The organism is Streptomyces sp. NPDC107471, assembly GCF_055582845.1.
Genome location: NZ_JBVJPC010000009.1, coordinates 434653 through 459868, shown reverse-complemented (window position 1 = coordinate 459868; position 25216 = coordinate 434653). Strand labels below are relative to the sequence as shown.

Annotated in this window: 27 protein-coding genes; 10 read left to right on the top strand and 17 right to left on the bottom strand. The window is 71.8% G+C overall.

From position 1 onward, the window contains the following. The first annotated feature begins 160 nt into the window (after positions 1-160). On the top strand, positions 161-379 hold the full coding sequence (locus ACZ66S_RS30270; protein ID WP_469904715.1) for a hypothetical protein: 219 nt from the start codon (positions 161-163) through the stop codon (positions 377-379). Here ACZ66S_RS30270 and moaA read toward each other — a convergent pair. From moaA to ACZ66S_RS30255, 3 genes are all read right to left on the bottom strand, one after another. Further along, positions 376-1365: a GTP 3',8-cyclase MoaA gene (gene moaA, locus ACZ66S_RS30265; RefSeq protein WP_469904714.1), complete on the bottom strand. Its 990-nt coding sequence runs from the start codon at positions 1363-1365 to the stop codon at positions 376-378. The genes ACZ66S_RS30270 and moaA overlap by 4 nt on opposite strands. Positions 1366-1523: 158 nt before the next feature. Next, positions 1524-3143: a solute symporter family protein gene (locus tag ACZ66S_RS30260; protein WP_469904713.1), complete on the bottom strand. Its 1620-nt coding sequence runs from the start codon at positions 3141-3143 to the stop codon at positions 1524-1526. Further along, positions 3140-3496: a DUF485 domain-containing protein gene (locus ACZ66S_RS30255; RefSeq protein ID WP_469904712.1), complete on the bottom strand. Its 357-nt coding sequence runs from the start codon at positions 3494-3496 to the stop codon at positions 3140-3142. Before ACZ66S_RS30255 ends, ACZ66S_RS30260 begins: the two co-directional genes overlap by 4 nt. 254 nt (positions 3497-3750) lie before the next feature. On the opposite strand from ACZ66S_RS30255, the gene ACZ66S_RS30250 reads away from it, so the two are divergent. From ACZ66S_RS30250 to ACZ66S_RS30235, 4 genes are all read left to right on the top strand, one after another. Further along, positions 3751-5289 (top strand): S8 family serine peptidase, encoded by a 1539-nt coding sequence (locus ACZ66S_RS30250; RefSeq protein ID WP_469904711.1) that lies wholly within the window; start codon positions 3751-3753, stop codon positions 5287-5289. A gap of 83 nt (positions 5290-5372) precedes the next feature. Beyond that, positions 5373-6929, top strand: a complete 1557-nt coding sequence (locus ACZ66S_RS30245) for a S8 family peptidase (protein WP_469904710.1) — start codon at positions 5373-5375, stop codon at positions 6927-6929. Positions 6930-6990: 61 nt separating this feature from the next. Beyond that, positions 6991-8346, top strand: coding sequence for a CoA transferase (locus tag ACZ66S_RS30240; protein ID WP_469904709.1), 1356 nt, complete (start codon positions 6991-6993; stop codon positions 8344-8346). 111 nt (positions 8347-8457) lie between these two features. Then, a complete protein-coding gene (locus ACZ66S_RS30235; RefSeq protein WP_469904708.1) occupies positions 8458-9465 on the top strand; it encodes a CopD family protein in 1008 nt (335 codons plus the stop codon). A gap of 124 nt (positions 9466-9589) precedes the next feature. On the opposite strand, the gene ACZ66S_RS30230 is transcribed toward ACZ66S_RS30235, so the two are convergent. The 4 genes from ACZ66S_RS30230 to ACZ66S_RS30215 all read right to left on the bottom strand — a co-directional run bounded on the left by ACZ66S_RS30230 (position 9590) and on the right by ACZ66S_RS30215 (position 13271). Further along, positions 9590-10633: a zinc-dependent alcohol dehydrogenase family protein gene (locus ACZ66S_RS30230; protein WP_469904707.1), complete on the bottom strand. Its 1044-nt coding sequence runs from the start codon at positions 10631-10633 to the stop codon at positions 9590-9592. Positions 10634-10669: 36 nt separating this feature from the next. Further along, a complete protein-coding gene (locus ACZ66S_RS30225; RefSeq protein WP_469904738.1) occupies positions 10670-11323 on the bottom strand; it encodes a lysoplasmalogenase in 654 nt (217 codons plus the stop codon). 74 nt (positions 11324-11397) lie between these two features. Next, entirely contained in the window at positions 11398-12318 is a 921-nt protein-coding gene (locus ACZ66S_RS30220; protein WP_469904706.1) for a sterol desaturase family protein, read from the bottom strand. A 224-nt stretch (positions 12319-12542) separates the two neighbouring features. Next, complete coding sequence (locus ACZ66S_RS30215) at positions 12543-13271, bottom strand: VIT1/CCC1 transporter family protein (RefSeq protein WP_469904705.1); 729 nt, start codon at positions 13269-13271, stop codon at positions 12543-12545. 88 nt (positions 13272-13359) lie between these two features. Between ACZ66S_RS30215 and ACZ66S_RS30210 the strand changes: the two genes are divergently transcribed. Then, a complete protein-coding gene (locus ACZ66S_RS30210) occupies positions 13360-14346 on the top strand; it encodes a DEDDh family exonuclease (RefSeq protein ID WP_469904704.1) in 987 nt (328 codons plus the stop codon). A 34-nt stretch (positions 14347-14380) separates the two neighbouring features. Here the strand turns inward: ACZ66S_RS30210 and ACZ66S_RS30205 are convergent, their stop codons facing one another. Then, positions 14381-14593 (bottom strand): hypothetical protein, encoded by a 213-nt coding sequence (locus tag ACZ66S_RS30205; protein WP_469904737.1) that lies wholly within the window; start codon positions 14591-14593, stop codon positions 14381-14383. A gap of 335 nt (positions 14594-14928) precedes the next feature. Beyond that, positions 14929-15177: a hypothetical protein gene (locus ACZ66S_RS30200; protein WP_469904703.1), complete on the bottom strand. Its 249-nt coding sequence runs from the start codon at positions 15175-15177 to the stop codon at positions 14929-14931. 126 nt (positions 15178-15303) lie between these two features. Between ACZ66S_RS30200 and ACZ66S_RS30195 the strand changes: the two genes are divergently transcribed. The 3 genes from ACZ66S_RS30195 (at position 15304) to ACZ66S_RS30185 (ending at position 18779) form a co-directional block, all read left to right on the top strand. Then, positions 15304-16101 (top strand): SURF1 family cytochrome oxidase biogenesis protein, encoded by a 798-nt coding sequence (locus ACZ66S_RS30195; RefSeq protein WP_469904702.1) that lies wholly within the window; start codon positions 15304-15306, stop codon positions 16099-16101. Between the two features lie 132 nt (positions 16102-16233). Then, positions 16234-18018, top strand: a complete 1785-nt coding sequence (locus ACZ66S_RS30190; protein ID WP_469904701.1) for a glycoside hydrolase family 15 protein — start codon at positions 16234-16236, stop codon at positions 18016-18018. A 5-nt stretch (positions 18019-18023) separates the two neighbouring features. After that, on the top strand, positions 18024-18779 hold the full coding sequence (locus tag ACZ66S_RS30185; RefSeq protein WP_469904700.1) for an SDR family oxidoreductase: 756 nt from the start codon (positions 18024-18026) through the stop codon (positions 18777-18779). 51 nt (positions 18780-18830) lie between these two features. On the opposite strand, the gene amaP is transcribed toward ACZ66S_RS30185, so the two are convergent. The 5 genes from amaP to ACZ66S_RS30160 are packed head-to-tail and all read right to left on the bottom strand — an operon-like array spanning position 18831 to position 21173. Then, positions 18831-19409, bottom strand: a complete 579-nt coding sequence (gene amaP, locus ACZ66S_RS30180) for an alkaline shock response membrane anchor protein AmaP (RefSeq protein WP_469904699.1) — start codon at positions 19407-19409, stop codon at positions 18831-18833. A 5-nt stretch (positions 19410-19414) separates the two neighbouring features. After that, entirely contained in the window at positions 19415-20101 is a 687-nt protein-coding gene (locus tag ACZ66S_RS30175; RefSeq protein WP_469904698.1) for a DUF6286 domain-containing protein, read from the bottom strand. Next, a complete protein-coding gene (locus tag ACZ66S_RS30170; RefSeq protein WP_469904697.1) occupies positions 20098-20496 on the bottom strand; it encodes a hypothetical protein in 399 nt (132 codons plus the stop codon). The genes ACZ66S_RS30175 and ACZ66S_RS30170 overlap by 4 nt, the downstream gene beginning before the upstream one ends. Further along, a complete protein-coding gene (locus ACZ66S_RS30165) occupies positions 20493-20678 on the bottom strand; it encodes a hypothetical protein (RefSeq protein ID WP_053849811.1) in 186 nt (61 codons plus the stop codon). The genes ACZ66S_RS30170 and ACZ66S_RS30165 overlap by 4 nt, the downstream gene beginning before the upstream one ends. A 36-nt stretch (positions 20679-20714) precedes the next feature. Then, positions 20715-21173 (bottom strand): Asp23/Gls24 family envelope stress response protein, encoded by a 459-nt coding sequence (locus ACZ66S_RS30160; protein ID WP_053849810.1) that lies wholly within the window; start codon positions 21171-21173, stop codon positions 20715-20717. 86 nt (positions 21174-21259) lie between these two features. Here ACZ66S_RS30160 and ACZ66S_RS30155 point away from each other — a divergent pair, with 86 nt between their 5' ends. Further along, a complete protein-coding gene (locus ACZ66S_RS30155; RefSeq protein WP_469904696.1) occupies positions 21260-21988 on the top strand; it encodes a nucleopolyhedrovirus P10 family protein in 729 nt (242 codons plus the stop codon). Here the strand turns inward: ACZ66S_RS30155 and ACZ66S_RS30150 are convergent. The 3 genes from ACZ66S_RS30150 to ACZ66S_RS30140 form a co-directional block, all read right to left on the bottom strand. Continuing rightward, positions 21985-22797 (bottom strand): enoyl-CoA hydratase/isomerase family protein, encoded by an 813-nt coding sequence (locus ACZ66S_RS30150; protein WP_469904695.1) that lies wholly within the window; start codon positions 22795-22797, stop codon positions 21985-21987. The two genes, ACZ66S_RS30155 and ACZ66S_RS30150, sit on opposite strands and share 4 nt — an antisense overlap. A gap of 130 nt (positions 22798-22927) precedes the next feature. Beyond that, positions 22928-23149 carry a helix-turn-helix domain-containing protein gene (locus ACZ66S_RS30145; RefSeq protein WP_004002281.1) on the bottom strand — a complete coding sequence of 74 codons (222 nt, stop codon included), beginning with the start codon at positions 23147-23149 and terminating at the stop codon, positions 22928-22930. Between the two features lie 352 nt (positions 23150-23501). Beyond that, the gene (locus ACZ66S_RS30140) at positions 23502-25100 is read right to left on the bottom strand and encodes an ABC-F family ATP-binding cassette domain-containing protein (RefSeq protein ID WP_469904694.1); all 1599 of its coding nucleotides are present in this window, start codon (positions 25098-25100) and stop codon (positions 23502-23504) included. Between the last annotated feature and the right edge of the window lie 116 nt (positions 25101-25216).

Genomic DNA, 25216 nt, shown 5'->3' with positions numbered 1-25216 from the left:
CTCAGATCAATCATGTTGTTCCAGTGCCGGGCCAAGGGTCACCCGTGACATACTTCGTACGCGCTCCGCATCCCCCGTCGGAGCGACAGACCGACGCCGGGCAGCTCCCCCCGTGGCTGCTCGGCGTCGCCTTTTCCACCTCGCTTGTGAGACGAAATCCGTGAGTGACGAGACCCCGATCTGCTCCGCGAAGGGCTGCCGCGTCGACGCCGTGTGGGTGCTCGCGTGGAACAACCCGAAGATCCACACGCCGGAGCGCCGGAAGACGTGGCTGGCCTGTGAGGAGCACCGCGAGCACCTGTCGCAGTTCCTCGGGGTGCGGGGCTTCCTCAAGGACGTCGTGAGGTTCGAGGAGTGGCGGGCGCCCGAAGGGGCCTAGCCGCCGATCGCGGACATCGGCCGGTCCGGCTGGACGAACGTCGGGTCGTCGAGGCCCGCGCCGGCCTTCTTGCCCCACATCGCCTCGCGCCAGATCCGGGCGACCTCCTCGTCGCCGGCGTCGGAGCGCAGGGCCGCCCGCAGGTCCGTCTCCTCGCGGGCGAACAGGCAGGTGCGTATCTGGCCGTCGGCCGTGAGGCGGGTGCGGTCGCAGGCCGCGCAGAAGGGCCGGGTGACCGAGGCGATGACGCCCACCACATGGGGGCCGCCGTCGACGATCCAGCGCTCCGCGGGGGCCGATCCGCGCTTCTCCGCCCCTTCCTCGGTGAGGTCGAAGCGGGTGCGCAGGGAGGTCAGGATGTCCCCCGCGGTGATCATGCCGTCGCGCTTCCAGCCGTGCTGGGCGTCCAGGGGCATCTGCTCGATGAAGCGCAGTTCGTAGTCGTGCTCCACCGCCCAGGCGAGGAGGTCGGGGGCCTCGTCGTCGTTGAGCCCGGGCATCAGGACGGAGTTGACCTTGACCGGGGTCAGGCCCGCCTCGCGCGCGGCGTCCAGGCCGTCCAGGACGTCCTGGTGGCGGTCCCGGCGGGTGAGGGTCTTGAAGACGTCGGGACGCAGGGTGTCCAGCGAGACGTTGACCCGGTCCAGGCCGGCCGCCTTCAGGGCCTTCGCCGTGCGCTTGAGGCCGATGCCGTTGGTGGTGAGGGACATCTGGGGGCGCGGGTCCAGGGCCGCGACGCGCTCGACGATGCCGACGAGACCGGGGCGCAGCAGGGGCTCACCACCGGTGAAGCGGACCTCCTCGATGCCGAGGGAGGTGACGGCGATGTCGATCAGGCGGACGATCTCGTCGTCGGTGAGCAGATCGGGCTTGGCCAGCCACTGCAGGCCCTCTTCCGGCATGCAGTACGTGCACCGCAGGTTGCAGCGGTCGGTCAGCGAGACGCGCAGGTCGGTGGCGACCCGGCCATAGGTGTCGATGAGCACGTGGGCCCCCTCCCTCGTCGCGGATCAGTGCCGAGTCCATCGGTTTCCGTCACTTGAGAGCCTACGTGACGTCTCTGACAACGACAGTGCCCGATCCCACGACGTACGAAGCGGCCGCGTCGTAGGGATCTACGAGGCGGCCGCTCCGAAGGGGTGGGTCAGTGGGCGCCGGTGCCGGTCAGGGACCGGACCTCCAGCTCCGCGTACTTGCCCTTGTCGGGCTCCTCCTTGGAGAGGTAGGTGCCGATGATGCCGAGCAGGAAACCGACCGGGATCGAGATGAGGCCCGGGTTCTCCAGCGGGAACCAGTGGAAGTCGACGTCCGGGAACATCGAGGTGGGCTTGCCGGAGACGACCGGCGAGAACAGCACCAGGCCGACCGCGGTGACGAGGCCGCCGTAGATCGACCACAGGGCTCCGGAGGTGGTGAACCGCTTCCAGAAGAGGCTGTAGATGATCGTCGGCAGGTTCGCCGAGGCGGCGACCGCGAAGGCGAGGGCGACGAGGCCGGCGACGTTCAGGTCACGGGCGAGGGCGCCCAGCAGGATGGAGACCGCGCCGATGCCGACGGTGGCCCAGCGGGCCGCGCTCATCTCCTGCTTCTCGGTGGCCTGACCGCGCTTGATGACGTTGGCGTAGATGTCGTGCGCGAAGGACGACGACGAGGCCAGGGTCAGGCCGGCCACGACCGCGAGGATGGTGGCGAAGGCGACCGCCGAGATGGTGGCCAGCAGGATCGCGCCCCAGTTGGAGTCGACGCCGCCCAGATGCAGTGCCAGCAGGGGCGCCGCGGTGTTGCCCGCCTTGTTGGAGGCGATGATCTCGTCCGGCTTGATGAGGGCCGCCGCGCCGAAGCCGAGGGCGAGGGTCATCAGGTAGAAGGCGCCGATGAGGCCGATGGCCCAGATGACCGACTTACGGGCGGCCTTGGCGGTGGGCACCGTGTAGAAGCGGATCAGGATGTGCGGCAGACCGGCGGTGCCGAGGACCAGGGCGATGCCGAGCGAGATGAAGTCCAGCTTGGTGGTGCCCGTGGCGCCGTACTTCAGGCCCGGCTCCAGGAAGGCCGCGCCCTTGCCGCTGTTGTCGGCGGCGGAGCCCAGCAGGTCGGAGAGGTTGAAGTCGAACTTCAGCAGCACCAGGAAGGTCAGCAGCAGGGCGCCCGCGATCAGGAGGACGGCCTTGACCATCTGGACCCAGGTGGTGCCCTTCATGCCGCCGATGGTGACGTACACGATCATCAGGACGCCGACCAGGGCGACGACGCCGATCTTGCCGGCGTCGCTGGTGATGCCGAGCAGCAGCGAGACCAGGACGCCCGCGCCCGCCATCTGGGCCAGCAGGTAGAAGATCGAGACGACGATGGTGGAGGTGCCGGCCGCGGTACGGACCGGGCGCTGGCGCATCCGGTACGCGAGGACGTCACCCATCGTGTAGCGGCCGGAGTTGCGCAGCGGTTCGGCGACCAGGAGCAGGGCGACGAGCCAGGCGACCAGGAAGCCCACCGAGTAGAGGAAGCCGTCGTAGCCGAAGAGGGCGATGGCGCCCGCGATGCCGAGGAAGGACGCGGCGGACATGTAGTCGCCGGAGACGGCGAGGCCGTTCTGGAAACCCGTGAACTGCCGTCCGCCCGCGTAGAAGTCGGAGGCGTCCTTGGTCTGGCGTCCGGCCCAGACCGTGATGACCAGGGTCGCGACGACGAAGACCGCGAACAGGCTGATGATCAGCGGCCGGTGCTCGCTGGCCTCGCCGGCCGCCAAAGTGATCGCGGGGCTCATGCGCCGCCCTCCATCCGGGACTTGATCGCCTCGGCCTTGGGGTCGAACTTGGCGGCGGCCACGCGCGAGTACCACCAGGCGATGAGGAACGTGGTCAGGAACTGCGCGAGGCCCAGGACGAGGGCCACGTTGATGTTGCCGAAGAGCTTGGTGCCCATGAAGTCGCCCGCGTAGTTGGACAGCAGGACGTACAGCAGGTACCAGGCGATGAAGCCGACCGTCAGCGGAAAGGCGAAGGAGCGGTAGGAGCGGCGCAGTTCACCGAACTCCGCGCTCTCCTGCACCTCGGTGAACTGCTCGGTGGTGGGGAGTTGGTGCGTCTCTTTCGAGGGTGGCGGTGCGTCGGTGGCCACGGACTCTCCTCGTGGTGCGGGTGCGGTTGTGACGGGGATCGGGGGCGAGTGTCCTCGCGTTCCCTGTTCAAGGTCACGGCGCCGCGCTGGCGGCGGTTCAACGCACTTTGCTTCTTTCCGAACTCACCTTGGGGAAGTCATTGCTGGCCAGCGACTGCGGGAGATAGCTTCGGCCTGCACCACCCCGTCATGTACCTGCCCGAGCGACACCTGTGTCTCGGGCCGGTTTCGTTTCCGGATGATGTGGAGACCCCATGTCCCAGCCGCGTTCCAGACGTTCGAGACGCAGCCTGGCGCTCGCCGTGCCCGTCGCGCTGTCCCTGACGGCCTCGCTGGGCTTCGTGCCCGCGGCTGCCTCGGCCGCGACCTCCGCACCGGCCTCGGCGCGGGCGGCGGACGCGACGAACCTGTCGTACGTCGTCAACACCAAGGTGGACCACCGCACGATCGCCGCGGTGAAGAAGGCGATACCGACGGCCGGCGGCACCGCCGTGATCGCGTACGAGAGGATCGGCGTGATCGTCGTCCACTCCTCCGCCCCGGACTTCGCCCAGAAGATCCGCAAGGTGCGCGGGGTGCAGTCGGCCGGCGCCACCCGCACCGCTCCGCTGGCCCCCGCGGGCTCGACGGAGGAGGGCGCGGTCCAGGTCCTGTCGGACGCGCAGGCCGCGCAGGTCGCCAAGGCCTCGGCCGCCGCGCCGGACAGCGAGCCCCTCGAGGCGGACCAGTGGGACCTGCGGGCGATAGGCGCCGACAAGGCCGCCAAGATCAACCCGGGCAGCCGCAGGGTGACCGTCGCCGTGATCGACACCGGCGTCGACGACACCCACCCGGACATCGCGCCGAACTTCTCCGCCTCGCAGTCGGCGAACTGCGACGGCGGTGTCCCGGACACCAGCGCGGGCGCCTGGCGGCCGTACACCGCGGACGACTACCACGGCACCCATGTGGCCGGTGAGATCGCCGCGGCCCGCAACGGCATCGGCGTGGCCGGGGTCGCGCCCGGCGTCAAGGTGTCGGCCATCAATGTGACCGACCGGAACAACGGCCTCTTCTACCCCGAGAGCGTCGTCTGCGCGTTCGTGTTCGCGGCCGACCACGGCGTCGAGATCACGAACAACAGCTACTACGTTGATCCGTGGCTGTACAACTGCATGGACGATCCAGATCAGCGGGCCATTGTTGACGCGGTCAACAGGGCGCAGTTGTACGCCCAGAAGAAGGGCACGCTCAGCCTGGCGTCGGCGGGCAACTCCAACGACGACCTGGACTCCGACGCCCTCGTCGACGACTCGAGCCCCGACGACTCGACCCCGGTGCCGCGGACCGTCGACCCGCACGAGTGCTTCGACGTGCCGACGCAGCTCCCGGGTGTCGTCACGGTCAGCGCGACGGGCGTCAAGAACCTCAAGTCGTACTACTCCTCCTACGGCAAGGGCGTCATCGACGTCGCCGCCCCGGGCGGTGACCGGCTCTACCAGATCCCGGACACGCCCTCGCAGAACGGCCGCATCCTGTCGACCCTGCCGAACGGCGAGTACGGCTTCCTTCAGGGCACCTCGATGGCCTCGCCGCACGCCGCGGGCGTCGCCGCGCTGCTGAAGTCGACGCACCCCAAGGCGAGCCCGGCGCAGTTGCAGGCGCTGCTGAAGGCGCAGGCCGACGCCACGAGCTGCCCGGCCTCGTACGACCAGGACGGCGACGGCACGCAGGACGCGGTGTGCGAGGGCGGCACCCGGGCCAACGGGTTCTACGGCTTCGGCATCGTCAACGCGCTGCGCGCGGTCAAGTGACCCGCCCGCTCCGACACTTCGCCCGACCCGGCACCACCCGCACGGACCGCTTGTACCGAGAACGAACTGGAGAGATTCTCATCATGACTGGGGCTCACTCGCGCTACCGGCGCACGATCGCGATCCCGCTCGGCATGGCCATCGCCACGGCCATGGCGTTCCTGCCGGGCGCCACGGCGTCCGCGACCGGCCTGTCCGGCACCTCCGCCGGTGCCGTCAGCGACGTCCTCGCCGCCACCGCCACGGACGGGACGGCGCTCAGCTACGTCGTCAACGTCCGTCCCGGGCACGGTCCTTCCGCCCAGGTGAAGAAGGCCATCGCGAGGGCCGGCGGCACGATCGTGACGTCGTACGACCAGATCGGCGTGATCGTCGTCCACTCGTCGAACCCCGACTTCGCGAAGACGATCCGCAAGGTCCGCGGCGTCGAGTCGGCGGGCAACACGCGCAACGCGCCGCTGCCCGCGCAGTCGACGACCGACGAGGGGACGCCGAAGGCGCTCAGCTCGGCGCAGATGTCCGCCGCGCAGGCCGCCGCCGACGCCGGCCAGGACCCCCTGGAGTCCCTGCAGTGGGACCTGCCCGCCATCAAGGCGGACAAGGCGCACGAGAAGTCGCTCGGCAGCAGCAAGGTGACCGTCGCCGTCATCGACACCGGCGTCGACGACACCCACCCGGACCTGGCGCCGAACTTCGACCGGGCCGCCTCGGTCAACTGCGTGACGGGCAAGCCGGACACCACCGACGGGGCGTGGCGGCCGAGCGCCGAGGAGAGCCCGCACGGCACGCACGTGGCCGGTGAGATCGCGGCCGCCAAGAACGGCGTCGGCATGACGGGTGTGGCGCCCGGGGTGAAGGTCGCGGGCATCAAGGTGTCGACCACCGCCGGCTACTTCTACACGGAGGCCGTGGTCTGCGGCTTCATGTGGGCGGCCACGCACGGCGTCGACGTCACCAACAACAGCTATTACACCGACCCGTGGTACTTCAACTGCACCGACGACCCGGACCAGAAGGCCCTCGTGGACGCGGTCACCCGGGCCTCGCGGTACGCGGAGAAGCGGGGCGTGGTCAACGTCGCCGCGGCCGGCAACGAGAACTACGACCTCGCGTCCGACGAGATCACCGACCCGGTCTCGCCGAACGACGGCACGCCCTCGGACCGGGTGATCGACCCGTCGGAGTGCTTCGACATACCGACCCAGCTCCCGGGCGTGGTGACCGTCGCGGCGACCGGCGCCAAGGGCATCAAGTCGTCCTTCTCCAACTACGGCCTGGGCGTCATCGACGTCGCCGCGCCCGGCGGCGACTCGACGGCCTACCAGACACCCGCGCCGCCCGCGACCAGCGGTCTGATCCTGGGCACGCTGCCCGGCGGCAAGTGGGGCTACATGGCCGGTACGTCGATGGCCTCGCCGCACGCCGCGGCCGTGGCCGCCCTGATCAAGTCGACGCACCCGTACGCCCCGCCGGCCCTGGTGAAGGCGCTGCTGTACGCGGAGGCCGACGCCACGCCGTGCACGGACCCCTACGACATCAACGGCGACGGCAAGGTCGACGCGGTCTGCGAGGGCTCCAAGAACCGCAACGGCTTCTACGGCTGGGGCACGGTGGACGCACTGGACGCGGTGACGAAGTAGGGCTTCAGGACGATCAAGGGTCGTCCATGTATTGATTCGGTCAATACTGCATAGTGCAGTCATGACTGGAATCAAGTTGGTAGCGCGGGACGGCGTTCTTCAGGGGCGCCTTCCCGTGCTGCACCTGGCGCGAGCCTGCGTGGGCGAGTGCGCACGCGCCGCCGCCGCACTCGGGGCGCGACGGGCCGGGCTCGCCGAGGTGCCGTCGGTGCGCGTGGACGACGGGGCGGTCGCCACCGCCTTCCGGAGCGAGCGTCACCTGTTGATCGACGGCCGCGCTCCGGTCGGCTTCGCACCGCTGTCCCGGTTCTGGCGGACTGCGGACGGGTGGGTGCGGACACACGCCAACTACCCGCACCACCGGGCCCGACTGCTCGACGCGCTGGGCGTGCCGGACGACACGGCGGCCGTCGGGGCGGCGCTGGCCGAGCGGTCCGCCCTGGACGTCGAGGAGGCCGTGTACGCGGCCGGGGGACTCGCCGTCGCCCTGCGCTCCCCCGCACAGTGGGCCGCACATCCGCAGGCGGCCGAGGTGGCGACACGGCCCCTGGTCGAGCGAGGGCGGCTGGACTCGGCACGCGTGCGTGCGTTCCCCGCTGTCGGCCCCTCTCCCCTGCTGCCGGCCGCCGGTCTGCGCGTCCTGGACCTGACACGGGTGCTCGCGGGCCCGGTCGCCACCCGCACGCTCGCCCTGCTCGGCGCGGACGTCCTGCGCCTGGACGCGCCTGAGCTCCCCGAACTGCCGGACCAGCACGCCGACACCGGTCTCGGGAAGCGCTCGGCGACGCTCGACCTGGCCACCGACCGGCAGACCTTCGAGGAGCTGCTCGCGGCGGCGGACGTGGTCGTCACCGGGTACCGCCCGGGCGCGCTGGACCGCTTCGGACTGTCCGCCGAGGCCCTGGCGGAACGGCGGCCCGGCGTGGTCGTCGCCCAGTTGTCGGCGTGGGGCACCTACGGGCCCTGGCGTACGCGGCGGGGCTTCGACAGCCTCGTGCAGGCGGCCACCGGGATCGCGGTGCTGGAGGGGTCGGCGGAGCGGCCGGGCGCACTGCCCGCGCAGGCCCTCGACCACGGGACGGGCTATCTGCTCGCGGCAGCCGTGCTGCGGGCCCTGCACGAGCAGTCGTACGACGGCGGGAGCCGTCTCGTGCGGCTGGCGCTCGCGCGGACGGCCCAGTGGCTGACGGACGGCGTGGAGAGCACGGACGGCGTGGACGGCATGGTCGGCACGGGTGTGGTCGCGGAGGACGCCGAGGACGGTCCCTACGACGGTCCCGGGCCATGGCTGGCGGAGACGGACAGCGCGCTCGGACTGCTGCGGTACGCGCTGCCGCCGGTCTCCTTCGAGGGTGGCCCGGTGGACTGGCGCCGGCCGCCCGTGCCGTGGGGGACGGACACCGCGCGCTGGGAGTGAGCGGCCCCGGACCTACGGCGGCACCACGGAGACGGCTTTGGGTGGAATGCCGTACCACCACTTGTTTCCCGGCAGTTGCCCGGTTCTGTCCTTTGTCGCCAGGATCGTACGGTGACCCTGACAAGACCCGCCTCCGAGGTGGCCGACGTGACCGGTCACCCACGGCGTCCCGGCACCGGCCGGGCGGTCGCCGTCCTCGTTCTCGCGGTACTGGCCCTGGCGATACCGCCGCTCGGTCCGTCCGCGGCGCTGCACGGCACCGGGGAGGCCGCCGCGCCCGGGGCCGGCGGGGTGGCGCTGCTGCGGGCCGTGCTGTTCGCGGCGTTGTGCGTGCCGCTGGGCGAGCTGTTCGTGGGCCGACTGGCCCGCTCGGTGCCCGGCGCTCCCCCGGACGTGCCGCGCTCCTGGGCTGCGTACACGGCCGCCGCCGGGTTCCTCGCCGCCCTGGGCCTTGCGTCGGTCGTGGCGACCGGCAATCTGGTGCCCCGCACCCTCTCCGCGATCGATCTCGGCGGCCTGTACGCCTCGCGGGACGGGAAGTTGGCCCTGCTGGAGGTCAACGCGTTCCTGGTGGCCGGGCTGTGCGCCCGTTCGGGCCGCCCGGCCACCCAGGTGTGGCCCCTGTCCGCGGTGGCGGCGGCGGAGGCCCTGCGCGCGCATCCCGAGACCGAGCCCAGCCCGCTGGCCGGCTCCGCGCTGACGCTGGTTCACCTCGCGTGCGCGGCGCTGTGGGCGGGCGGGCTGCTGCACGTGCTGCGGACGCAGCGGCACTGGAGCCTTACGGCGCCGGGCGCGGCGCTGCTCGGGCTCTACGCGCGCGTGGCCGCCGTTCTGCTCGCCGCCGTCTCCGCGACCGGTGTGGCGAGTTCGCTGCGCCGCCTGCCGCCCGGCGCCGTCCTGGACGGCCTGACGGACACGGCCTACGGGCGTGTCCTGCTCGCCAAAGTGCTTCTGGTGGTGGTCGTCGCCGTGCTCGCCCTGGGGGCCAGGAACCGGCTGCGCCGCGCCCCCGACCCGCTGACCGCCTGCGCGCCCGCGCGCGCGGAGGTCGCCGCCCTGGGCCTGGTGGTCGTGGTGTCGGGACTGCTGACGGCGCTGCCGCTGCCGATCCACTGGTAGAGCGGAGCCGCGCGGGGACCTGGCCGCCGGCCGGTGACCGATGACTGGCGACCGGCGACTGGCAACCGCCGCGCGGAGACGGCCGGTTGGTGACGTCCAGTAGGTGACAGCCAGCCGGTGACCGCTAGTTGGTGACGAGGACCTTGAGTGCCGTGCGCTCGTCCATCGCCTTGTAGCCGTCGGGGACGCCCTCCAGGCCGACGGTCATGTCGAAGACGGGTGAGGCGTCGACGGTGCCGTCAAGGACGTCGGGGAGCAGTTCGGGGATGTAGGCCCGGACCGGTGCGACGCCGCCGCGCAGGGCGATGTTCCGGTCGAACATGACGCCGAGGTCGATGCCGGTGCCGCTGCCGTGCGGGACGCCGACGAAGCCGATGGCGCCCCCGTCCCGGGTGATGTTGACCGCCGTGCTCATGGACTGCTCGGTGCCGACGGCCTCCACGACGGCGTGCGCGCCCTGGCCGCGGGTGAGTTCGCGGACGGCTTCGACGGCGGCGTCCCCGCGCTCGGCGACCACGTCGGTGGCGCCGAAACGGCGGGCGATATCAGTGCGCACCTGGTGGCGGCCCAGGGCGATGATGCGTTCGGCGCCGAGCCGCTTGGCGGCGAGCACCGCGCACAGGCCGACGGCACCGTCGCCGACGACGGCGACCGTGGCACCCGGGCGAGCGCCGGCGCCGAGAGCCGCGTGGTGGCCCGTGCCGAGCACGTCGGAGAGGGTCAACAGGGACGACAGCAGACGGTCGTCGGAGGCCGCTTCCTTGGGCAGCCGTACGAGGGTGCCGTCGGCGTAGGGGACGCGGACGGCCTCGCCCTGGCCGCCGTCGTAGCCGACGGAACCCCAGAAGCCGCCGTGCTCGCAGGAGGTCGTCAGGCCCTCGCGGCAGTAGTCGCAGACACCGTCGGACCACATGAAGGGCGCGACGACGAGGTCGCCCCGCTTGAGGGTGCGGACCTCGGAGCCGGTCTCCTCGACGACGCCGAGGAACTCGTGGCCGATCCGCTGTCCCGGCCGGCGGGCCGCCTCACCGCGGTAGGCCCACAGGTCGCTGCCGCAGATGCAGGCGCGCAGCACCCGGAGCACGGCGTCGGTGGGCAGTTGCACCACGGGCTCGGGCACGTCCTCCACGCGCATGTCGTAGGGGGCGTGGATGGTGGTGGCGCGCATGGCGAGGGTCCTTCTCGTGCGAGGTCGTGACGGCGCTCAGGGGGTGGTCGAGCGCATCTCACCGTACGTCGCCGTGGGGCCCGGGCGCGCTTCGAGGGCTCGTCGTGTGCCGCCTGCCAGCAGGAACTGCGCGGCGACGTACGTGAGCATGATCCAGAAATCGGGTCGCGGGAGCTGGGGCCAGTCGGCGACGCCGGTCGCGATGAGGGTGTCCGAGAGGACGAAGAGGGCACCGCCGAGTCCGGTGGCGAGGCCGAGCCGGGCGGCGGTGTACGCCATGGCCACGAGCAGGGTGCTGTAGCCGGCCACGGGGACGCGGAGGTCCGCCGGCAGGTCCGGCCACAGGAGGGCGACCAGGGTGACGAGCGAGAGGGCGTAGGCGGGGGCCGGGAGGAGCGCACGCGCGCGTGACGTGCCGCGGCGCACGAAGAGCACGAGGTAGCAGACGTGTCCGGCGGCGAAGCAGGCCATGCCGGCGAGGAAGGCCGGGTCGCTGTCGGACAGCAGCAGGACGTCGCCGCCCCAGCCGCACAGGAGCGCGGCGACGAGGAGGCGTGGTGCGCCGCTGACCCCTGCCCAGGCGGCGAGGAGCGGCATGAGCAGGGGCTTGGCGACGGTGTGGCCGCCGTCGAGACCGACGGCCAGGGAGACCAGGTCGGTGAGGGTGGCGGCGGCGAGGCAGGCGAGCAGGAGGGCGGCGGCGGAACGCGTGCGCGGGGACGGTCCGGCAGGGGCCGTGGACGCCCGCCGCCCGGGGCGGCCTCTCACGCGGCCGCGCTTCCCTCGGCCGCAGCCGGTTCCGGTGACGCGGGCGGAGCCGTTTCCGGTGCCGTCGGCGTGGCCGATGCCGGCGGCGCCGACGGCTGCCAGCCCGGGCCGCCGAACACCCGCCCGGCCCGCTCACTCCAACTCCGGGCGTTCTTGACGTCCTTGACGATCGCCACGTACTCGTTCGTGGCCACCTTGATCGGGTTGAACGTGTTGATGTTCTTGGTCAACCCGTAGACGGGCCGTTCGGTCTCGGCGACGAACGAGCCGAAGAGCCGGTCCCAGACGATGAGGATCCCGCCGAAGTTGCGGTCCAGGTAACCGCCCTGGGAGGCGTGGTGGACACGGTGGTGGGACGGGGTGTTGAAGACGAACTCGAACCATCGGGGCATCTTGTCGATGCGTTCGGTGTGGATCCAGAACTGGTAGACGAGGTTCGCGGAGGAGCAGAAGGCGAGCGCGGCCGGGTGGACCCCCAGGGCGACGAGCGGGACGTAGAACGGCCAGACGGTCAGGCTCGTCCAGGGCTGGCGCAGCGCGGTGGTGAGGTTGAACTTCCGGCTGGAGTGGTGGACGACGTGACAGGCCCACAGGATGCGGATGACGTGGTGGCCGCGGTGGGACCAGTAGTAGAAGAAGTCCTGCCCGAGCAGCATCAGGGGGACCGTCCACCACAGGACGGGGACGCGGAGCGGGGTGAGTTCGTACAGGGCCGTGTAGAGGGCGACGATCGGGATCTTCCACAGGAAGTCGAAGAAGAGGCTGCCGAGTCCCATGCCGACGCTGGTGGCGGCGTCCTTGGCCTCGTAACCGGCGGCGTCCTCGTCGGGATGGACCCGGACGCTGATCATCTCGATGACGGTGAGCAGCACGAAAGCGGGAATGGACCAGACCACGACGTCGGGGAGGTTCGGCATGCGTGCACCGTAGAACCGCAGCGCGGGCGCGGCTAGACGTTGTTACTGACAAGTATTACCGGTGGTACGCGCTTGCTTCTTGGCGATCTCCGCCAAGGGGCGTCGGCGGCCGGGCAGAAGGGGGCGACGGCTGAACAGACCGCCGCCGCACCGGGCCATCAACCGACCCCGACCGCCGCCACGCCAGGACGTCAACCGACCCCGACCGCCGCCACGCCAGGACATCAACCGACCCCGGCCGCTCCCAGCAGCACTCCCACCGCGTAGGTGACCCCCATCGCCAGTACGCCGCCTCCCACGTTCCGCACCACCGCCCGCCCCGCGGCCGCCGCCCCCAGCCGGGCACTGCTCCACCCGGTCAGCACCAGCGCCGCCACCACCGACACCACGGTCACCGGCACCCGCCACCCCGCCGGGGGCAGCACGATGGCGAGCAGCGGCAGCAACGCCCCCGCCGTGAACGCCAGGAAGCTCGCCCAGGCCGCGTGCCAGGGGTTGGTCAGTTCGTCCGGGTCGATTCCGAGCTCCACGCGCGCGTGCGCCCGCAGCGCGTCCCGTTCCGTGAGTTGCTCCGCCGCCTCGCGGGCCACGTCACGGGACAGGCCCCGCTCCTCCAGAAGCTCCGTCAACTCCTCCAGCTCGGCCTCGGGCTGTTCGCGCAGTTCCCGCTTCTCCAGGGCCAGCGCGGCCATCTCGGAGTCGCGCTGGGTCGACACCGACACGTACTCCCCGGCCGCCATGGACATCGAGCCGGCCAGCAGGCCCGCCAGACCCGCCGTCAGCAGTGCCGCGCGGTCGCTCGTCGCGCCGGCCACGCCGACGACGAGGCCCGCCGTGGAGACGATGCCGTCGTTCGCGCCGAGCACGGCCGCCCGCAGCCAGTTGAGCCGGGCGCCCAGCCCACCGCCGTGCGCCTCGCCGTGCTCCGGTCCACCCACACCCTCTTCGGTCATCCCCGGAGGATCGCACCCAGCTCGCCGCGAGCCGCGTACCGACGCCACCGTGAGGGACTGTCAGTCGTGGCCCGTATCCTCGTGAACCATGCTCGAAGACCAGACGACCGCAGCGTCCTCCCCCACAGCGTGGCCGGCCGCGTATCCGCAGGGATACGCGGTCGTCGACGTGGAGACCACCGGCCTGGCCCGCGACGACCGGATAATCTCCGCCGCGGTCTACCGACTTGACGCCCTCGGCGAGGTCGAGGACCACTGGTACACACTGGTCAATCCGGAGCGCGACCCGGGTCCCGTGTGGATCCACGGGCTGACGAGCGAGGCGCTCGAAGGCGCCCCTCTCTTCCAGGACATCGCCGACGAGTTCTCCACCCGGCTCGACGGCCGCGTGCTCGTCGCGCACAACGCCGTCTTCGACTGGCAGATGATCGCCCGCGAGTACGCCCGCGCGGGCCGGGTGGCACCGGTGACGCAGCGGCTGTGCACCATCGTCCTGTCGAAGGAGCTCGGCCTGCCGCTGCCCAACCACAAACTGGAGTCGCTGGCGGCCCACTTCGGCGTCGTGCAGCAGCGGGCGCACCACGCCCTCGACGACGCGCGCGTGCTCGCGGAGGCGTTCCGGCCGAGCCTGCGGGCCGCCGCCGCGCGCAGCGTACGGCTGCCGCTGCACGAGTGCCGGCCGCTGACCGAGTGGACGGACCGGGCGGTGCCCCGGCAGTCGTCGTCGGCCTACGGCGGTTACCGGGCGACCAGTTGGCGGCCCGCGCGCAAGCGTCCCGCGTGCCCCTACCCCAACCCGGGGCGGTACGAGGACGGCAAACCACTCAAACAGGGCATGCGGATCGCCTTTTCCGGGGACACCTCGACCGAGCGCGATCTCCTGGAGGACCGGGCGATCGAGGCCGGGCTGCATGTCGCCACGAGCATCTCGCGACTGACCAGTCTGCTCGTCACCAACGACCCGGACTCGGGCACGTCCAAGGTGGTCAAGGCCCGGCAGTTCGGCACGCCGGTCGTCGACGAGGCGGCCTTCGGGCAGCTTCTCCGGGACGTGGCGCCGGCGTCGGAGGGCTGACCGCACGCACCCGGCGCCGGGTGCGCCGGGCCGGTCAGGCGAGGGCGATGCCGTCCAGTTTGCCCGACTTGGCCTCCGTCACCAGCGAGGCGAACTGCTCGGCGCTCATCTGGACTCGTTGACCGAAGTCGTCGGTGAGCAGGACCCGGCGCTCGGCCGGCGCGCTCGGGTCGACGAACAACTGCGGGCAGCCGCAGTCGCAGTCGCCGCAGAAGGTCGCCACCGGCTCCAGGGCGTGGCGGTGCAGCGGGGTGATGCCCGGTGCACCGGCACCCGGCGAGGTGGTGCCCGGTGCGGTGGTGCCCAGTGCGTCGGTGTCGCTCATCGTGGACTGCCTTTCACGGGGGACCGGACGTCGGCCCGCCAGGTGGGCGGGCGCGGCCAAGGCATACCCCGCGTGCGGGACGTGACGCGCCCGCGCGGGGACCGGCGGGAGCACGGCCCGGGCGGTCGTGCGCCGACGCACACCCGGTGCTTCCGCCCGCCCGCGAGCCGCGGGAACCAACGCGTTCGCCGCCCCGACTACGTGAGGGGGCCCGCTTCCGTTGAGGGGCCCCTCTTCCACGAGCGTGCCGGGGTCGGTCACACGGCGGAGCCGACCTTGTCCACGATGCCGACCTTGCCCTCCGCGCGGGCGCAGTGCGCGCCGCAGAACCAGTGGCCGTCCACCTCGACGCCCTGGCCGATGATCTGCACCCGGCAGTGCTCGCAGATGGGGGCCATGCGGTGGATCGCGCAGGCGAACGAGTCGAAGACGTGGCGGGCCCCGTCCTTGGTCTCGACGGTGAACGCCAGCTCGTAGTCGTTCCCACACACTTCGCAACGTGTCATAAGCCGAATCGTCAGGCGCGGGGCCGGCACCCGCAAGCCGACAGCGCTCCATCGGGTGCCCCGGCCCCCGGGGCCCGACCACACCCCTGTGCGAGCGTCCGGCGGTCCGAGTTGTACGGTCGTGGGGTGTACCGCTTCCTGTTGTCCCGGCAGTGGGTGATCCTCACGCTGGTCGCCCTCCTCCTCATCCCCACGATGATCAGGCTGGGCATCTGGCAGATGCACCGCTACGAGATGCGCACCGCCCGCAACCAGCTCGTCTCCGAGGCGCTGTCCGCGAAGCCGGTGCCCGTGGAGCGGATGACCTCGCCCGGACACACGGTCACCACCCACGACCGGTACCGCAGCGTGACCGCGAAGGGGCACTTCGACACCGCCGACGAGGTCGTCGTCCGGCGCCGCACCAACTCCGACGACGAGGTCGGCTACCACGTCCTGACCCCCTTCGTCCTCGACGACGGCAAGGTGCTGCTGGTCAACCGGGGCTGGATCCCCGCGAACGGTGCCAGCCAGACGGAGTTCCCCAGGATCCCCGCGCCCACGAAGGGCGAGATCACCGTCACCGGGCGGCTGATGCCCGACGAGACGACCGCGGCGAGCGGCATCAAGAACCTCAAGGGGCTCCCCGACCGGCAGATCATGCTGATCAACAGCGAGCAGGAGGCCGAGCGGCTGGGCGCCACGGTGCTCGGCGGCTACATCGCCCAGACGGCCCCCGAGCCGAAGGGGGACAGCCCGGAACTGATCGGCGCCAACCCCGGCAAGGAGGACGCAGCGCTGAACTACGCCTACGCCATCCAGTGGTGGCTGTTCTCCGCGGGCGTGCCGATCGGCTGGGTCGTCCTGGTCCGGCGTGAACTGCGTGACCGCCGCGAGAAGGCGGCCCAGGAAGCCACGGCGAAGGCGGAACCGGCGGCGGTGTGACCGGCGGGCGAGGCCGGCCCCGGCGCGCACGGACTCCGCGGCCACCGTCGTAGGACACTGCCGACCCGCCCGGCGTCACTCCCCCGGCCCCACCCCTGATTGCCCTCACGGCCCGCCGGGAAACCGCACTGCGTGCACCCCCGTATCGAGGACTACGCCCTCATCGGCGACGAACAGACGGCCGCGCTGATCGGCATGGACGGTTCCGTGGACTGGCTGTGCCTGCCCCGCTTCGACTCGGCGGCCTGCTTCGCCCGGCTGCTCGGGGACGAGGAGAACGGCCACTGGCGGATCGCCCCCGAGGGCGCGGACCGCTGCACGCGCCGCGCCTACCGCCCCGGCACCCTCGTCCTGGACACCGAGTGGGAGACCGACGACGGCGCCGTGCGGGTCACCGACCTGATGCCGCAGCGCGACGTGGCCCCCGACGTCGTACGGATCGTGGAGGGGCTCCGCGGCCGCGTCACCGTGCGCAGCACGCTCCGGCTGCGCTTCGAGTACGGCTCGGTCGTGCCGTGGGTGCGCAGGGCCGACGGGCACCGGGTGGCCGTCGCGGGCCCCGACTCGACGTGGCTGCGCAGCGTGCCCCCGGTGCGCACCTGGGGCGAACACTTCGGCACGCACTCGGAGTTCACCGTCGAGGCCGGCGAGAGGGTGGCGTTCGTCCTCACCTGGCACCCCTCGCACGAGCCGCGCCCCCCGCTGACCGACCCCTTCGAGGCGCTGGAGAGCAGCGTGGCCGACTGGCAGGCGTGGGCGGCGCGCTGCCGCTACGACGGTCCGCACCGGGACGCCGTGGTCCGTTCCCTGATCACCCTGAAGGCGCTCACCTACCGGCCGACCGGGGGCATCGTGGCCGCGGCCACCACCTCGCTGCCGGAGGAGATGGGCGGGGTGCGCAACTGGGACTACCGCTACTGCTGGCTGCGCGACTCCACCCTCACCCTGGCCGCCCTCGTGCAGTGCGGCTATCTGGAGGAGGCCGAGGCCTGGCGGAACTGGCTGCTGCGCGCGGTCGCCGGCGACCCGGCGGACCTCCAGATCATGTACGGCGTCGCGGGCGAGCGGCGGCTGCCCGAGTTCGAGCTGCCCTGGCTGTCCGGCTTCGGCGGCTCCCGGCCGGTGCGCATCGGCAACGAGGCCGTGAAACAGCTCCAGCTCGACGTGTACGGCGAGGTCATGGACTCGCTGTCGCTGGCCCGGCGCGCGGGTCTGCTCGCCAAGCCGCACATGTGGTCCCTGCAGCGGGTCCTGCTGGACTTCCTGCGGTCCTCCTGGCGGCAGCCGGACGAGGGGATCTGGGAGGTGCGCGGCGGCCGCCGCGACTTCGTCCACTCGAAGGTCATGGTGTGGGTGGCCGCCGACCGCGCGGTGCGCACCCTGGAGGCCTTCCCGGACCTGACCGGTGACCTGGAGGGCTGGCGCGCGCTGCGCGACGAGGTGCACCGCGAGGTCTGCGAGAAGGGCTTCGACCCCGACCGCAACACCTTCACCCAGTACTACGGCTCCCGCGAACTCGACGCGTCCCTGCTGCTGATCCCGCGCACCGGCTTCCTGCCGCCGGACGACCCCCGGGTGGTCGGCACCATCGACGCGATCCGCGCGGAGCTGGACCACGACGGGCTGGTGCGGCGGTACAGCGCCGAGGAGACCCCCGTCGACGGGCTGCCCGGCGGCGAGGGCACGTTCCTGGTGTGCTCGTTCTGGCTCGCCGACGCGCTGCACATGACCGACCGCAGGAAGGAGGCGCGGGACCTCTTCGAACGACTGCTGGGCCTCGCCAACGACGTGGGGCTGCTGTCCGAGGAGTACGACCCGGTGGCCGGCGCCCAGCTCGGCAACTTCCCGCAGGCGTTCAGCCACATCGGTCTGGTGAACACCGCCCTCACCCTGTTCGGGGGCGAGGAGGCAGGATAGGAGCCATGGATCTTGGACTGAAGGACCGTGTGTACGTCGTCACCGGAGCGACCCGCGGGCTCGGCAACGCGGCCGCGCGCGAGCTGGTCGCCGACGGGGCGAAGGTGGTGGTGACCGGACGCGAGGAGGAGCGGGCGGTCGCCGCGGCCGCGGAGCTGGGGCCGAACGCCGTGGGCGTGGCCGTCGACAACGCCGACCCGTCGGCGCCCGAGCGGCTGATCGCCACCGCGCGTGAGCACTTCGGCGGGTTCGACGGAGTGCTCATCAGTGTCGGCGGGCCCCCGCCCGGCTTCGTCGCCGACAACACGGACGAACAGTGGCAGGCCGCGTTCGAGTCCGTGTTCCTCGGGGCGGTCCGGCTGGCCCGGGCTGCCGCGGCGGAGCTGGAGGGCGGGGGCGTGATCGGGTTCGTGCTGTCGGCGTCCGTGCACGAGCCGCTCCCGGGGCTGACCATCTCGAACGGACTGCGTCCCGGTCTCGCCGGGTTCGCGAAGTCGCTCGCGGACGAACTCGGGCCGCGCGGAATCCGGGTCGTCGGCCTGCTGCCCTCGCGCATCGACACGGACCGGGTGCGCGAGCTGGACGGGATGTCGGCTGATCCTGAGGCAACCCGGGTTGCGAACGAGTCGCGGATTCCGTTGCGGCGGTACGGGACCCCTGAGGAGTTCGGGCGCGTGTCGGCGTTCTTGCTGTCGCCGGCTGCTTCCTATCTGACCGGGGTCATGCTGCCGGTTGATGGGGGCATGAGGCACGGCTTCTAGAGTGCCGGCCGATGGGGGCTGATCGCGCAGTTCCCCGCGCCCCCGAAAAGCTCAACTGACCCGTTCCGCCTTGTGCCTGACGCCGGTCATGCGCACCTCGGCCGGAAGCGAGTCGAGCCCCGCCGAGTTGCGGGCGTGGGCGAGCGCCTCGGTCGTCAGGTGGTGCAGGGCCGTCCCCGGATCCACATGGGGTTCCAGCAGGAGCCGCACGCGGGTCCCGGGGGCGTCCGGGCGGCCGGTCAGGTGGGCGTGCGCCCGGTGGACACCGTCCAGCCCGGCCGCGTCCCCTTCGAGTACGCCCTCCAGGGCCCGGCCCCGCAGGAGCGCGCCCTCGCCGTCACCGGTGTCGACGCGTACCTCCGTGAGGCGGCGCCTGCGCAGTACCGCCGTCAGCCACCACAGGGTCAGGAGCACCACGAGCGCCAGTGCGGCGATGACCGTGGGCCACCACCAGCCCTCGCCGTCCCAGCGGGTGCGCTCCGCGTCGCTCAGCAGGACGTCCTTCCTGCCGTCGTGGATCCACCAGGAGGGCGGCTGGAGGCCGAGGCCCACGGCGAGCACCGAGCCGCCGACGACGAGCAGGACCAGGCCCACCAGGCCGATAAGTACGCGGTTGACGGTCCTCAGCATCGGCCTCAGCCCTTCTTCCCGGTGGTCCGCACGACGTGCACCGACAGGGCGGGGGGCCGGGCCAGACCCAGTCCCCTGACCGCCTCGCCGAGGTTCGCGTCCAGGTCGGCGCGCACGTCGTCCTGTTCGCGGAAGTGCGAGACCGCGCGGACGTCGGCCTTGCGCCGCCTCATCCGTACCCGGGCGGACTGGACGCCGGCCACCTCCATGGCCCGGTCGCGCAGGACCATGGCGGCCGCGTCCCGGTGCAGACCCGCGCGGACGTCGGGGTGGGTGCGGCTCATCGGCAGGATGCCGCGCAGCCCCGGTGTGAGGGCCAGGACGAGCAGCCACAGGCCCAGGGCGGCGGCGACACCGGCGCCGGCCAGGACCCAGGTGTCGTCCAGGGGGCGGGCGGCGAGCTGCCGGGAGAGTTCGCGGCGCCAGTGCATGGCCGGCCGGTCGGCCCGGACGGCCGCGATGTCGTACAGGAAGATCCCGGCGACGAGCAGGAGCAGCAGGGCGACGAGGCCGGCCGGAACCCTGCGCGCCGACCAGAAGCGGTGTGCGCCGCCGCCCGCCTCGGCCACCGGGGCGGGTGGTGGCCCGTAGGCGGCCGTCGACGCGGAGTCGTCGCTCCGGTCCGGTTCCGCCTCCCGCTCGATGACCGGCAGTCGTTGTGTCGTGCCCTCGGAGCCCTGGGGCTCGCTCATCGCGTCCTCCCCTGTGCCGCGCCGTGTCCCTGTGCCGGGTACAGCCGCTCCACCTGGACCGCGACCTCCGGCACCTCCATGCCCACCAACGCGACTACCCGCTCGACCACTTGCTGACGCACCTCGCGGCAACGCGTGCCGATGTCGCCCGGGTAGCCCAGTTCGAGGTGCATGCGGATGCGGGCCACGTCGTGGTGGACGACGACGGTGGCGTACGGCGGCTCGGCATCGGCGGGAAGCTTCCCGAGCGCCTCGCGGGCCGCCTGTCCGGCGACCTTCGCGACCACCCGGTCGGCGATCCTCGTGGCCCCTCGGTCACCGGGGGGAACGGCGGTCGGGGTCAGGGGTCTGCGGAGCTCGTCCGCCGCACCGGCCGCACTGCTCACGGACGTCATCTCCGCCGGTCGTCACGGGTACGGAAGAAGTCGCCGATCTCCAGGTCCCCTTCCAGGAACCGGCCGACGACGAAGCCGATGGCGCCCAGCGCCGCCACCAGCAGAAAAGCGCCGAACCCGCCGAAATATCCCGCGAAGCCCAACGCCATGCCGGCGATCAAGCCGACCACGGCCATGCTCATCCTGCGCTCCCTCAAGGTCCCTGGGGCTGAGTGCGGTCACTGGATCCGGGGCTCCGGCTCCTCGTCCTCCTCGTCGGGCAGCTTCACGTCGCTCACCGCGATGTTGACCTCGACGACTTCGAGGCCGGTCATCCGCTCCACCGCGGTCACGACGTTCTCCCGCACGGCCTTGGCCACGTCCGCGATCGAGACGCCGTAGTCGACGACGATCTCCAGGTCGAGCGCGGTCTGCACCTCGCCGACCTCGGCCTTGACCCCGCGGGTGGCCGACTTCGAACCGCCGGGCACCCGGTCCCGTACGGCGCCGAAGGTGCGGCTGAGTCCGCTGCCCATGGCGTGGACGCCGAGGACGTCCCGGGCCGCGAGCCCGGCGATCTTCTCCACGACCCCGTCGGCGATGGTGGTCCGCCCTCGGGTCGCCGGGTCACCGCCGCCGCGCTTGACGGTCTTGCGCGCCTGCGACTCCACCTCGGTGTTCTGCGTCGTCTCGGTCATCGCCGTCACCCCTTTCGGTCGTCCTCCTTCGACCACCGTAAGCGCGGTTGCGCGAACGCGCGCCGGAGATGCGGCAGGCTGGAGGAATGACGGCGGAGCAGTGGGCACGGACGGTGCGGCGGCAGCTCGGGCTGGGCAGGCTGCTGCCGCTGGGCGGGCCGCGTGACGGCGCGTGGATCTCCGAGGAGGCGGCCCGGCAGGCGCTGCGGGCGGCCGCCGGGGGCCTTTCGGGCGTACGGCTGGGCGCGGTACGCATCGGGCTCGCCCGTCCGGAGGAGACGTACGAACCCGCCGTACCGCCGCCCCAGAGCGCGCTGCCGCCCGGACCGCTGCGGCTCTCGGCGGAGTTCGAGGCCACGCCGGCCGAGCCGCTGCCGGTGACCGCGGAGCGGCTGCGCGGCGTGCTCGCGGGGGCGGCAGCCGGGCGGCTGGGGCTGGAACTCGGCGAGGTGGACCTGCGGGTGACGGCCCTGCTGGAGGAGGACGCGGAGCGTTCCGCCGAACGGGCGCCGGAGCCGCCGCGTCCCGCGGAGGCGGGGCCGGGCGACGAGACCCTCGTGGCGGTCGCCGCGCTGGCGGTGCCCGGTGTGGACCGGCTGACCGGGATGCTGGGCCGGCCGGTGCACATCGAGGACCGGGAGTCCGGGGCCGGTGCGCTGCCGCGCCGCCATGTCCGCGTCGAACTGGCGGTGGGCGCGGACCGCCGGGCCCTCGACGTGGCCCGGGAGGTCCGTGCCGCGGTGGGCGCGGCGCTGCCGGACGGTCCGACGGTGGCCGTGCTGGTGACGGCCGTGCCGATTCCGGCCCTGCCCTAGTCGCCGACGCCGGCGAGGTCCCGCAGCCGGCGGGTCTGGGCCGCGCGCTCGGCGCCGCGCTGCTCGTCGTAGGTGCGGTCCTGGGCGCCGCGCAGCAGCGTCTTGGTCTCGATGACCGCGTCGCGGGGGGCGGCCAGGAGTGCGGCCGCCAGGTCCCGCACCGCGCCGTCGAGCTGGTCGAGCGGTACGGCGATGTTGGCGAGGCCGGTGCTCACGGCCTCCTCGGCCGTCACGAAGCGCCCGGTCGCGCAGATCTCCAGCGCCCGGGCGTATCCGACGAGGCCCACCAGGGGGTGGGTGCCGGTCAGGTCGGGAACCAGGCCGAGGCTGGTCTCGCGCATGGCGAACTGCACGTCGTCGGCGACGACGCGCAGGTCACAGGCGAGGGCGAGCTGGAAGCCCGCGCCGATGGCATGGCCCTGCACGGCGGCGACGGACACGAGGTCATTGCGCCGCCACCAGGTGAAGCCCTCCTGGAACTCCGCGATGGCGGCGTCGAGTTCGGCGTCACCACTGCGGGCGAGGTCGATGAACGACGGCTCGCCCTCGATCCCCTCGGGGGTGAACATCTGCCGGTCGAGGCCGGCGGAGAAGGACTTGCCCTCGCCACGCAGCACCACGACGCGGACGGAGCCCGGCACCAGCCGGCCCGCCTCGGCGAGCGCGCGCCACAGAGCGGGGCTCTGGGCGTTGCGCTTGGCGGGGTTGGTCAGCGTCACCGTGGCGAGGGTGTCCTCGACGGTGAGCCGTACGCCGTCCTTGTCGAGCAGGGGAACGAGTTCCTGGCCGTCCTGGCTGGGCGAAGCCATGGGGCGCCTCCGATGAGTGCGGTCATCCTCCGTGCCGCGGGACGGCACAGCTAAGTGACTGCACAGTAACCACCCGGCCAGTCGACCGACCGACCGGGTGGTCACCATCGAAGCCGATGGGCCGCCCGGTTCAGGACGAAGCGGCCTTCTTGCCCCGCGTCGCTCCGCCACGCCCACGAAGCGTGACGCCCGATTCGCTGAGCATCCGGTGCACGAAGCCATACGAGCGGCCGGTTTCCTCGGCCAGCGCCCGAATGCTCGCACCGGAGTCGTACTTCTTCTTCAGGTCTGCCGCGAGCTTGTCGCGCGCGGCGCCGGTTACCCGGCTGCCCTTCTTCAGAGTCTCGGCCACCCGTGCCTCCTCATGGGAAGTGCGCTCTGGTTCTCTCATGATCACCCCTCCGGGCGTTCATGGCCACCCATTCGGCAAGGTCCGTAAGACATGGTTTTGACGACAGGAGCGGGTCCCCACATACGGAATCCCTGATTCCATGCGGGCGCGTTCGTACCGCCGAACGGGTTCCTTTGTGAAGTGCCAGGTCAGAGACGCGCGACGGCCGAGCCCTTGTCGATAAAGGACTCGGCCGTGAAATCGATGTAGGACACACCTCGGTACGAGGAGATCTCACACAGATGGTGGATCACCGGTGGGCCGAATGATCCATACGCCGTTGATCACGCATTCGATCAAGCGGCACCGGCGGTCAGGCGAGGGCGACGAGATCCGCGTAGTCCGCGCCCCACAGGTCCTCGACGCCGTCCGGCAGCAGGATGATCCGCTCCGGCTGGAGCGCCTCGACGGCGCCCTCGTCGTGGGTGACCAGGACGACCGCGCCCTTGTAGGTGCGCAGCGCGCCGAGGATCTCCTCGCGGCTCGCGGGGTCGAGGTTGTTGGTGGGCTCGTCGAGCAGCAGGACGTTCGCCGAGGAGACGACCAGGGTGGCGAGGGCGAGGCGGGTCTTCTCACCGCCGGAGAGGACCCCGGCCGGCTTGTCCACGTCGTCGCCGGAGAACAGGAAGGAACCGAGCGTCTTGCGCACCTCGACGAGGTCGAGGTCGGGGGCCGCGGAGCGCATGTTCTCCAGGACCGTGCGCTCCGGGTCGAGGGTCTCGTGCTCCTGGGCGTAGTAGCCGAGCTTGAGGCCGTGGCCGGGCACGACCGCGCCGGTGTCCGGCTGCTCGGTCCCGGCGAGCAGGCGCAGCAGGGTCGTCTTGCCCGCGCCGTTGAGGCCGAGGATGACCACGCGCGAGCCCTTGTCGATGGCCAGGTCGACGTCGGTGAAGATCTCCAGCGAGCCGTAGGACTTCGAGAGGCCCTCCGCCATCAGCGGGGTCTTGCCGCAGGGCGCGGGCTCGGGGAAGCGCAGCTTGGCGACCTTGTCCTGCTGGCGGACCGCCTCCAGGCCGGAGAGGAGCTTGTCGGCACGCTTGGCCATGTTCTGCGCTGCGACCGTCTTGGTGGCCTTGGCGCGCATCTTGTCGGCCTGCGAGTGCAGGGCCGCGGCCTTCTTCTCGGCGTTCTGCCGCTCGCGCTTCCTGCGCTTCTCGTCGGCCTCGCGTTGCTGCTGGTAGAGCTTCCAGCCCATGTTGTAGACGTCGATCTGGGCGCGGTTGGCGTCCAGGTAGAACACCTTGTTGACGACCGTCTCGACCAGGTCGACGTCGTGGGAGATCACGATGAAGCCGCCGCGGTACGTCTTGAGGTAGTCACGCAGCCAGATGATCGAGTCGGCGTCGAGGTGGTTGGTCGGCTCGTCGAGGAGCAGGGTGTCGGCGTCCGAGAAGAGGATCCGGGCCAGCTCGATACGGCGGCGCTGACCACCGGAGAGGGTGTGCAGGGGCTGGCCCAGCACCCGGTCGGGGAGGTTCAGCGCGGCGGCGATGGTGGCCGCCTCGGCCTCCGCGGCGTACCCGCCCTTGGTGAGGAACTCCGTCTCCTGGCGCTCGTACTGCCGCATGGCCTTCTCGCGGGTGGCGCCCTGGCCGTTGGCGATGCGCTGTTCGTTGTCGCGCATCTTCTTCAGCAGGACGTCGAGGCCGCGCGCGGAGAGGATGCGGTCGCGGGCGAGCACGTCGAGGTCGCCGGTGCGGGGGTCCTGGGGGAGGTAGCCGACCTCGCCGGAGCGGGTGATCTGGCCCGCGGCCGGGATGCCCTCGCCGGCCAGGCACTTGGTGAGGGTGGTCTTCCCCGCGCCGTTGCGGCCGACCAGGCCGATGCGGTCGCCCTTGGCGACTCGGAAGGTGGCGGACTCGATGAGGACTCGGGCGCCGGCGCGCAGCTCGATACCGGAGGCGGAGATCACGGACAGACTCCAGGGCGGATTCAGGATTGACGGATGGGCGGCTGAGGACGTTCCCGCCGTCTAATGCGCGAGGAGAATGGCCATGGGCCAAGTCTAACGGGGCCGTGCAAGCACTT

Coding starts and splice junctions, on each gene's coding strand:
- ACZ66S_RS30260 (WP_469904713.1), bottom strand. CDS start 3,143: ATGAGCCCCGCGATCACTTTGGCGGCCGGCGAGGCCAGCGAGCACCGG.
- ACZ66S_RS30170 (WP_469904697.1), bottom strand. CDS start 20,496: ATGACGTCCGTGAGCAGTGCGGCCGGTGCGGCGGACGAGCTCCGCAGA.
- amaP (WP_469904699.1), bottom strand. CDS start 19,409: ATGCTGAGGACCGTCAACCGCGTACTTATCGGCCTGGTGGGCCTGGTC.
- ACZ66S_RS30150 (WP_469904695.1), bottom strand. CDS start 22,797: ATGGCTTCGCCCAGCCAGGACGGCCAGGAACTCGTTCCCCTGCTCGAC.
- ACZ66S_RS30215 (WP_469904705.1), bottom strand. CDS start 13,271: ATGACCGAAGAGGGTGTGGGTGGACCGGAGCACGGCGAGGCGCACGGC.
- ACZ66S_RS30165 (WP_053849811.1), bottom strand. CDS start 20,678: ATGAGCATGGCCGTGGTCGGCTTGATCGCCGGCATGGCGTTGGGCTTC.
- ACZ66S_RS30160 (WP_053849810.1), bottom strand. CDS start 21,173: ATGACCGAGACGACGCAGAACACCGAGGTGGAGTCGCAGGCGCGCAAG.
- ACZ66S_RS30245 (WP_469904710.1), top strand. CDS start 5,373: ATGACTGGGGCTCACTCGCGCTACCGGCGCACGATCGCGATCCCGCTC.
- ACZ66S_RS30155 (WP_469904696.1), top strand. CDS start 21,260: ATGACGGCGGAGCAGTGGGCACGGACGGTGCGGCGGCAGCTCGGGCTG.
- ACZ66S_RS30200 (WP_469904703.1), bottom strand. CDS start 15,177: ATGACACGTTGCGAAGTGTGTGGGAACGACTACGAGCTGGCGTTCACC.
- ACZ66S_RS30175 (WP_469904698.1), bottom strand. CDS start 20,101: ATGAGCGAGCCCCAGGGCTCCGAGGGCACGACACAACGACTGCCGGTC.
- ACZ66S_RS30185 (WP_469904700.1), top strand. CDS start 18,024: ATGGATCTTGGACTGAAGGACCGTGTGTACGTCGTCACCGGAGCGACC.
- ACZ66S_RS30230 (WP_469904707.1), bottom strand. CDS start 10,633: ATGCGCGCCACCACCATCCACGCCCCCTACGACATGCGCGTGGAGGAC.
- ACZ66S_RS30210 (WP_469904704.1), top strand. CDS start 13,360: ATGCTCGAAGACCAGACGACCGCAGCGTCCTCCCCCACAGCGTGGCCG.
- ACZ66S_RS30240 (WP_469904709.1), top strand. CDS start 6,991: ATGACTGGAATCAAGTTGGTAGCGCGGGACGGCGTTCTTCAGGGGCGC.
- ACZ66S_RS30220 (WP_469904706.1), bottom strand. CDS start 12,318: ATGCCGAACCTCCCCGACGTCGTGGTCTGGTCCATTCCCGCTTTCGTG.
- ACZ66S_RS30250 (WP_469904711.1), top strand. CDS start 3,751: ATGTCCCAGCCGCGTTCCAGACGTTCGAGACGCAGCCTGGCGCTCGCC.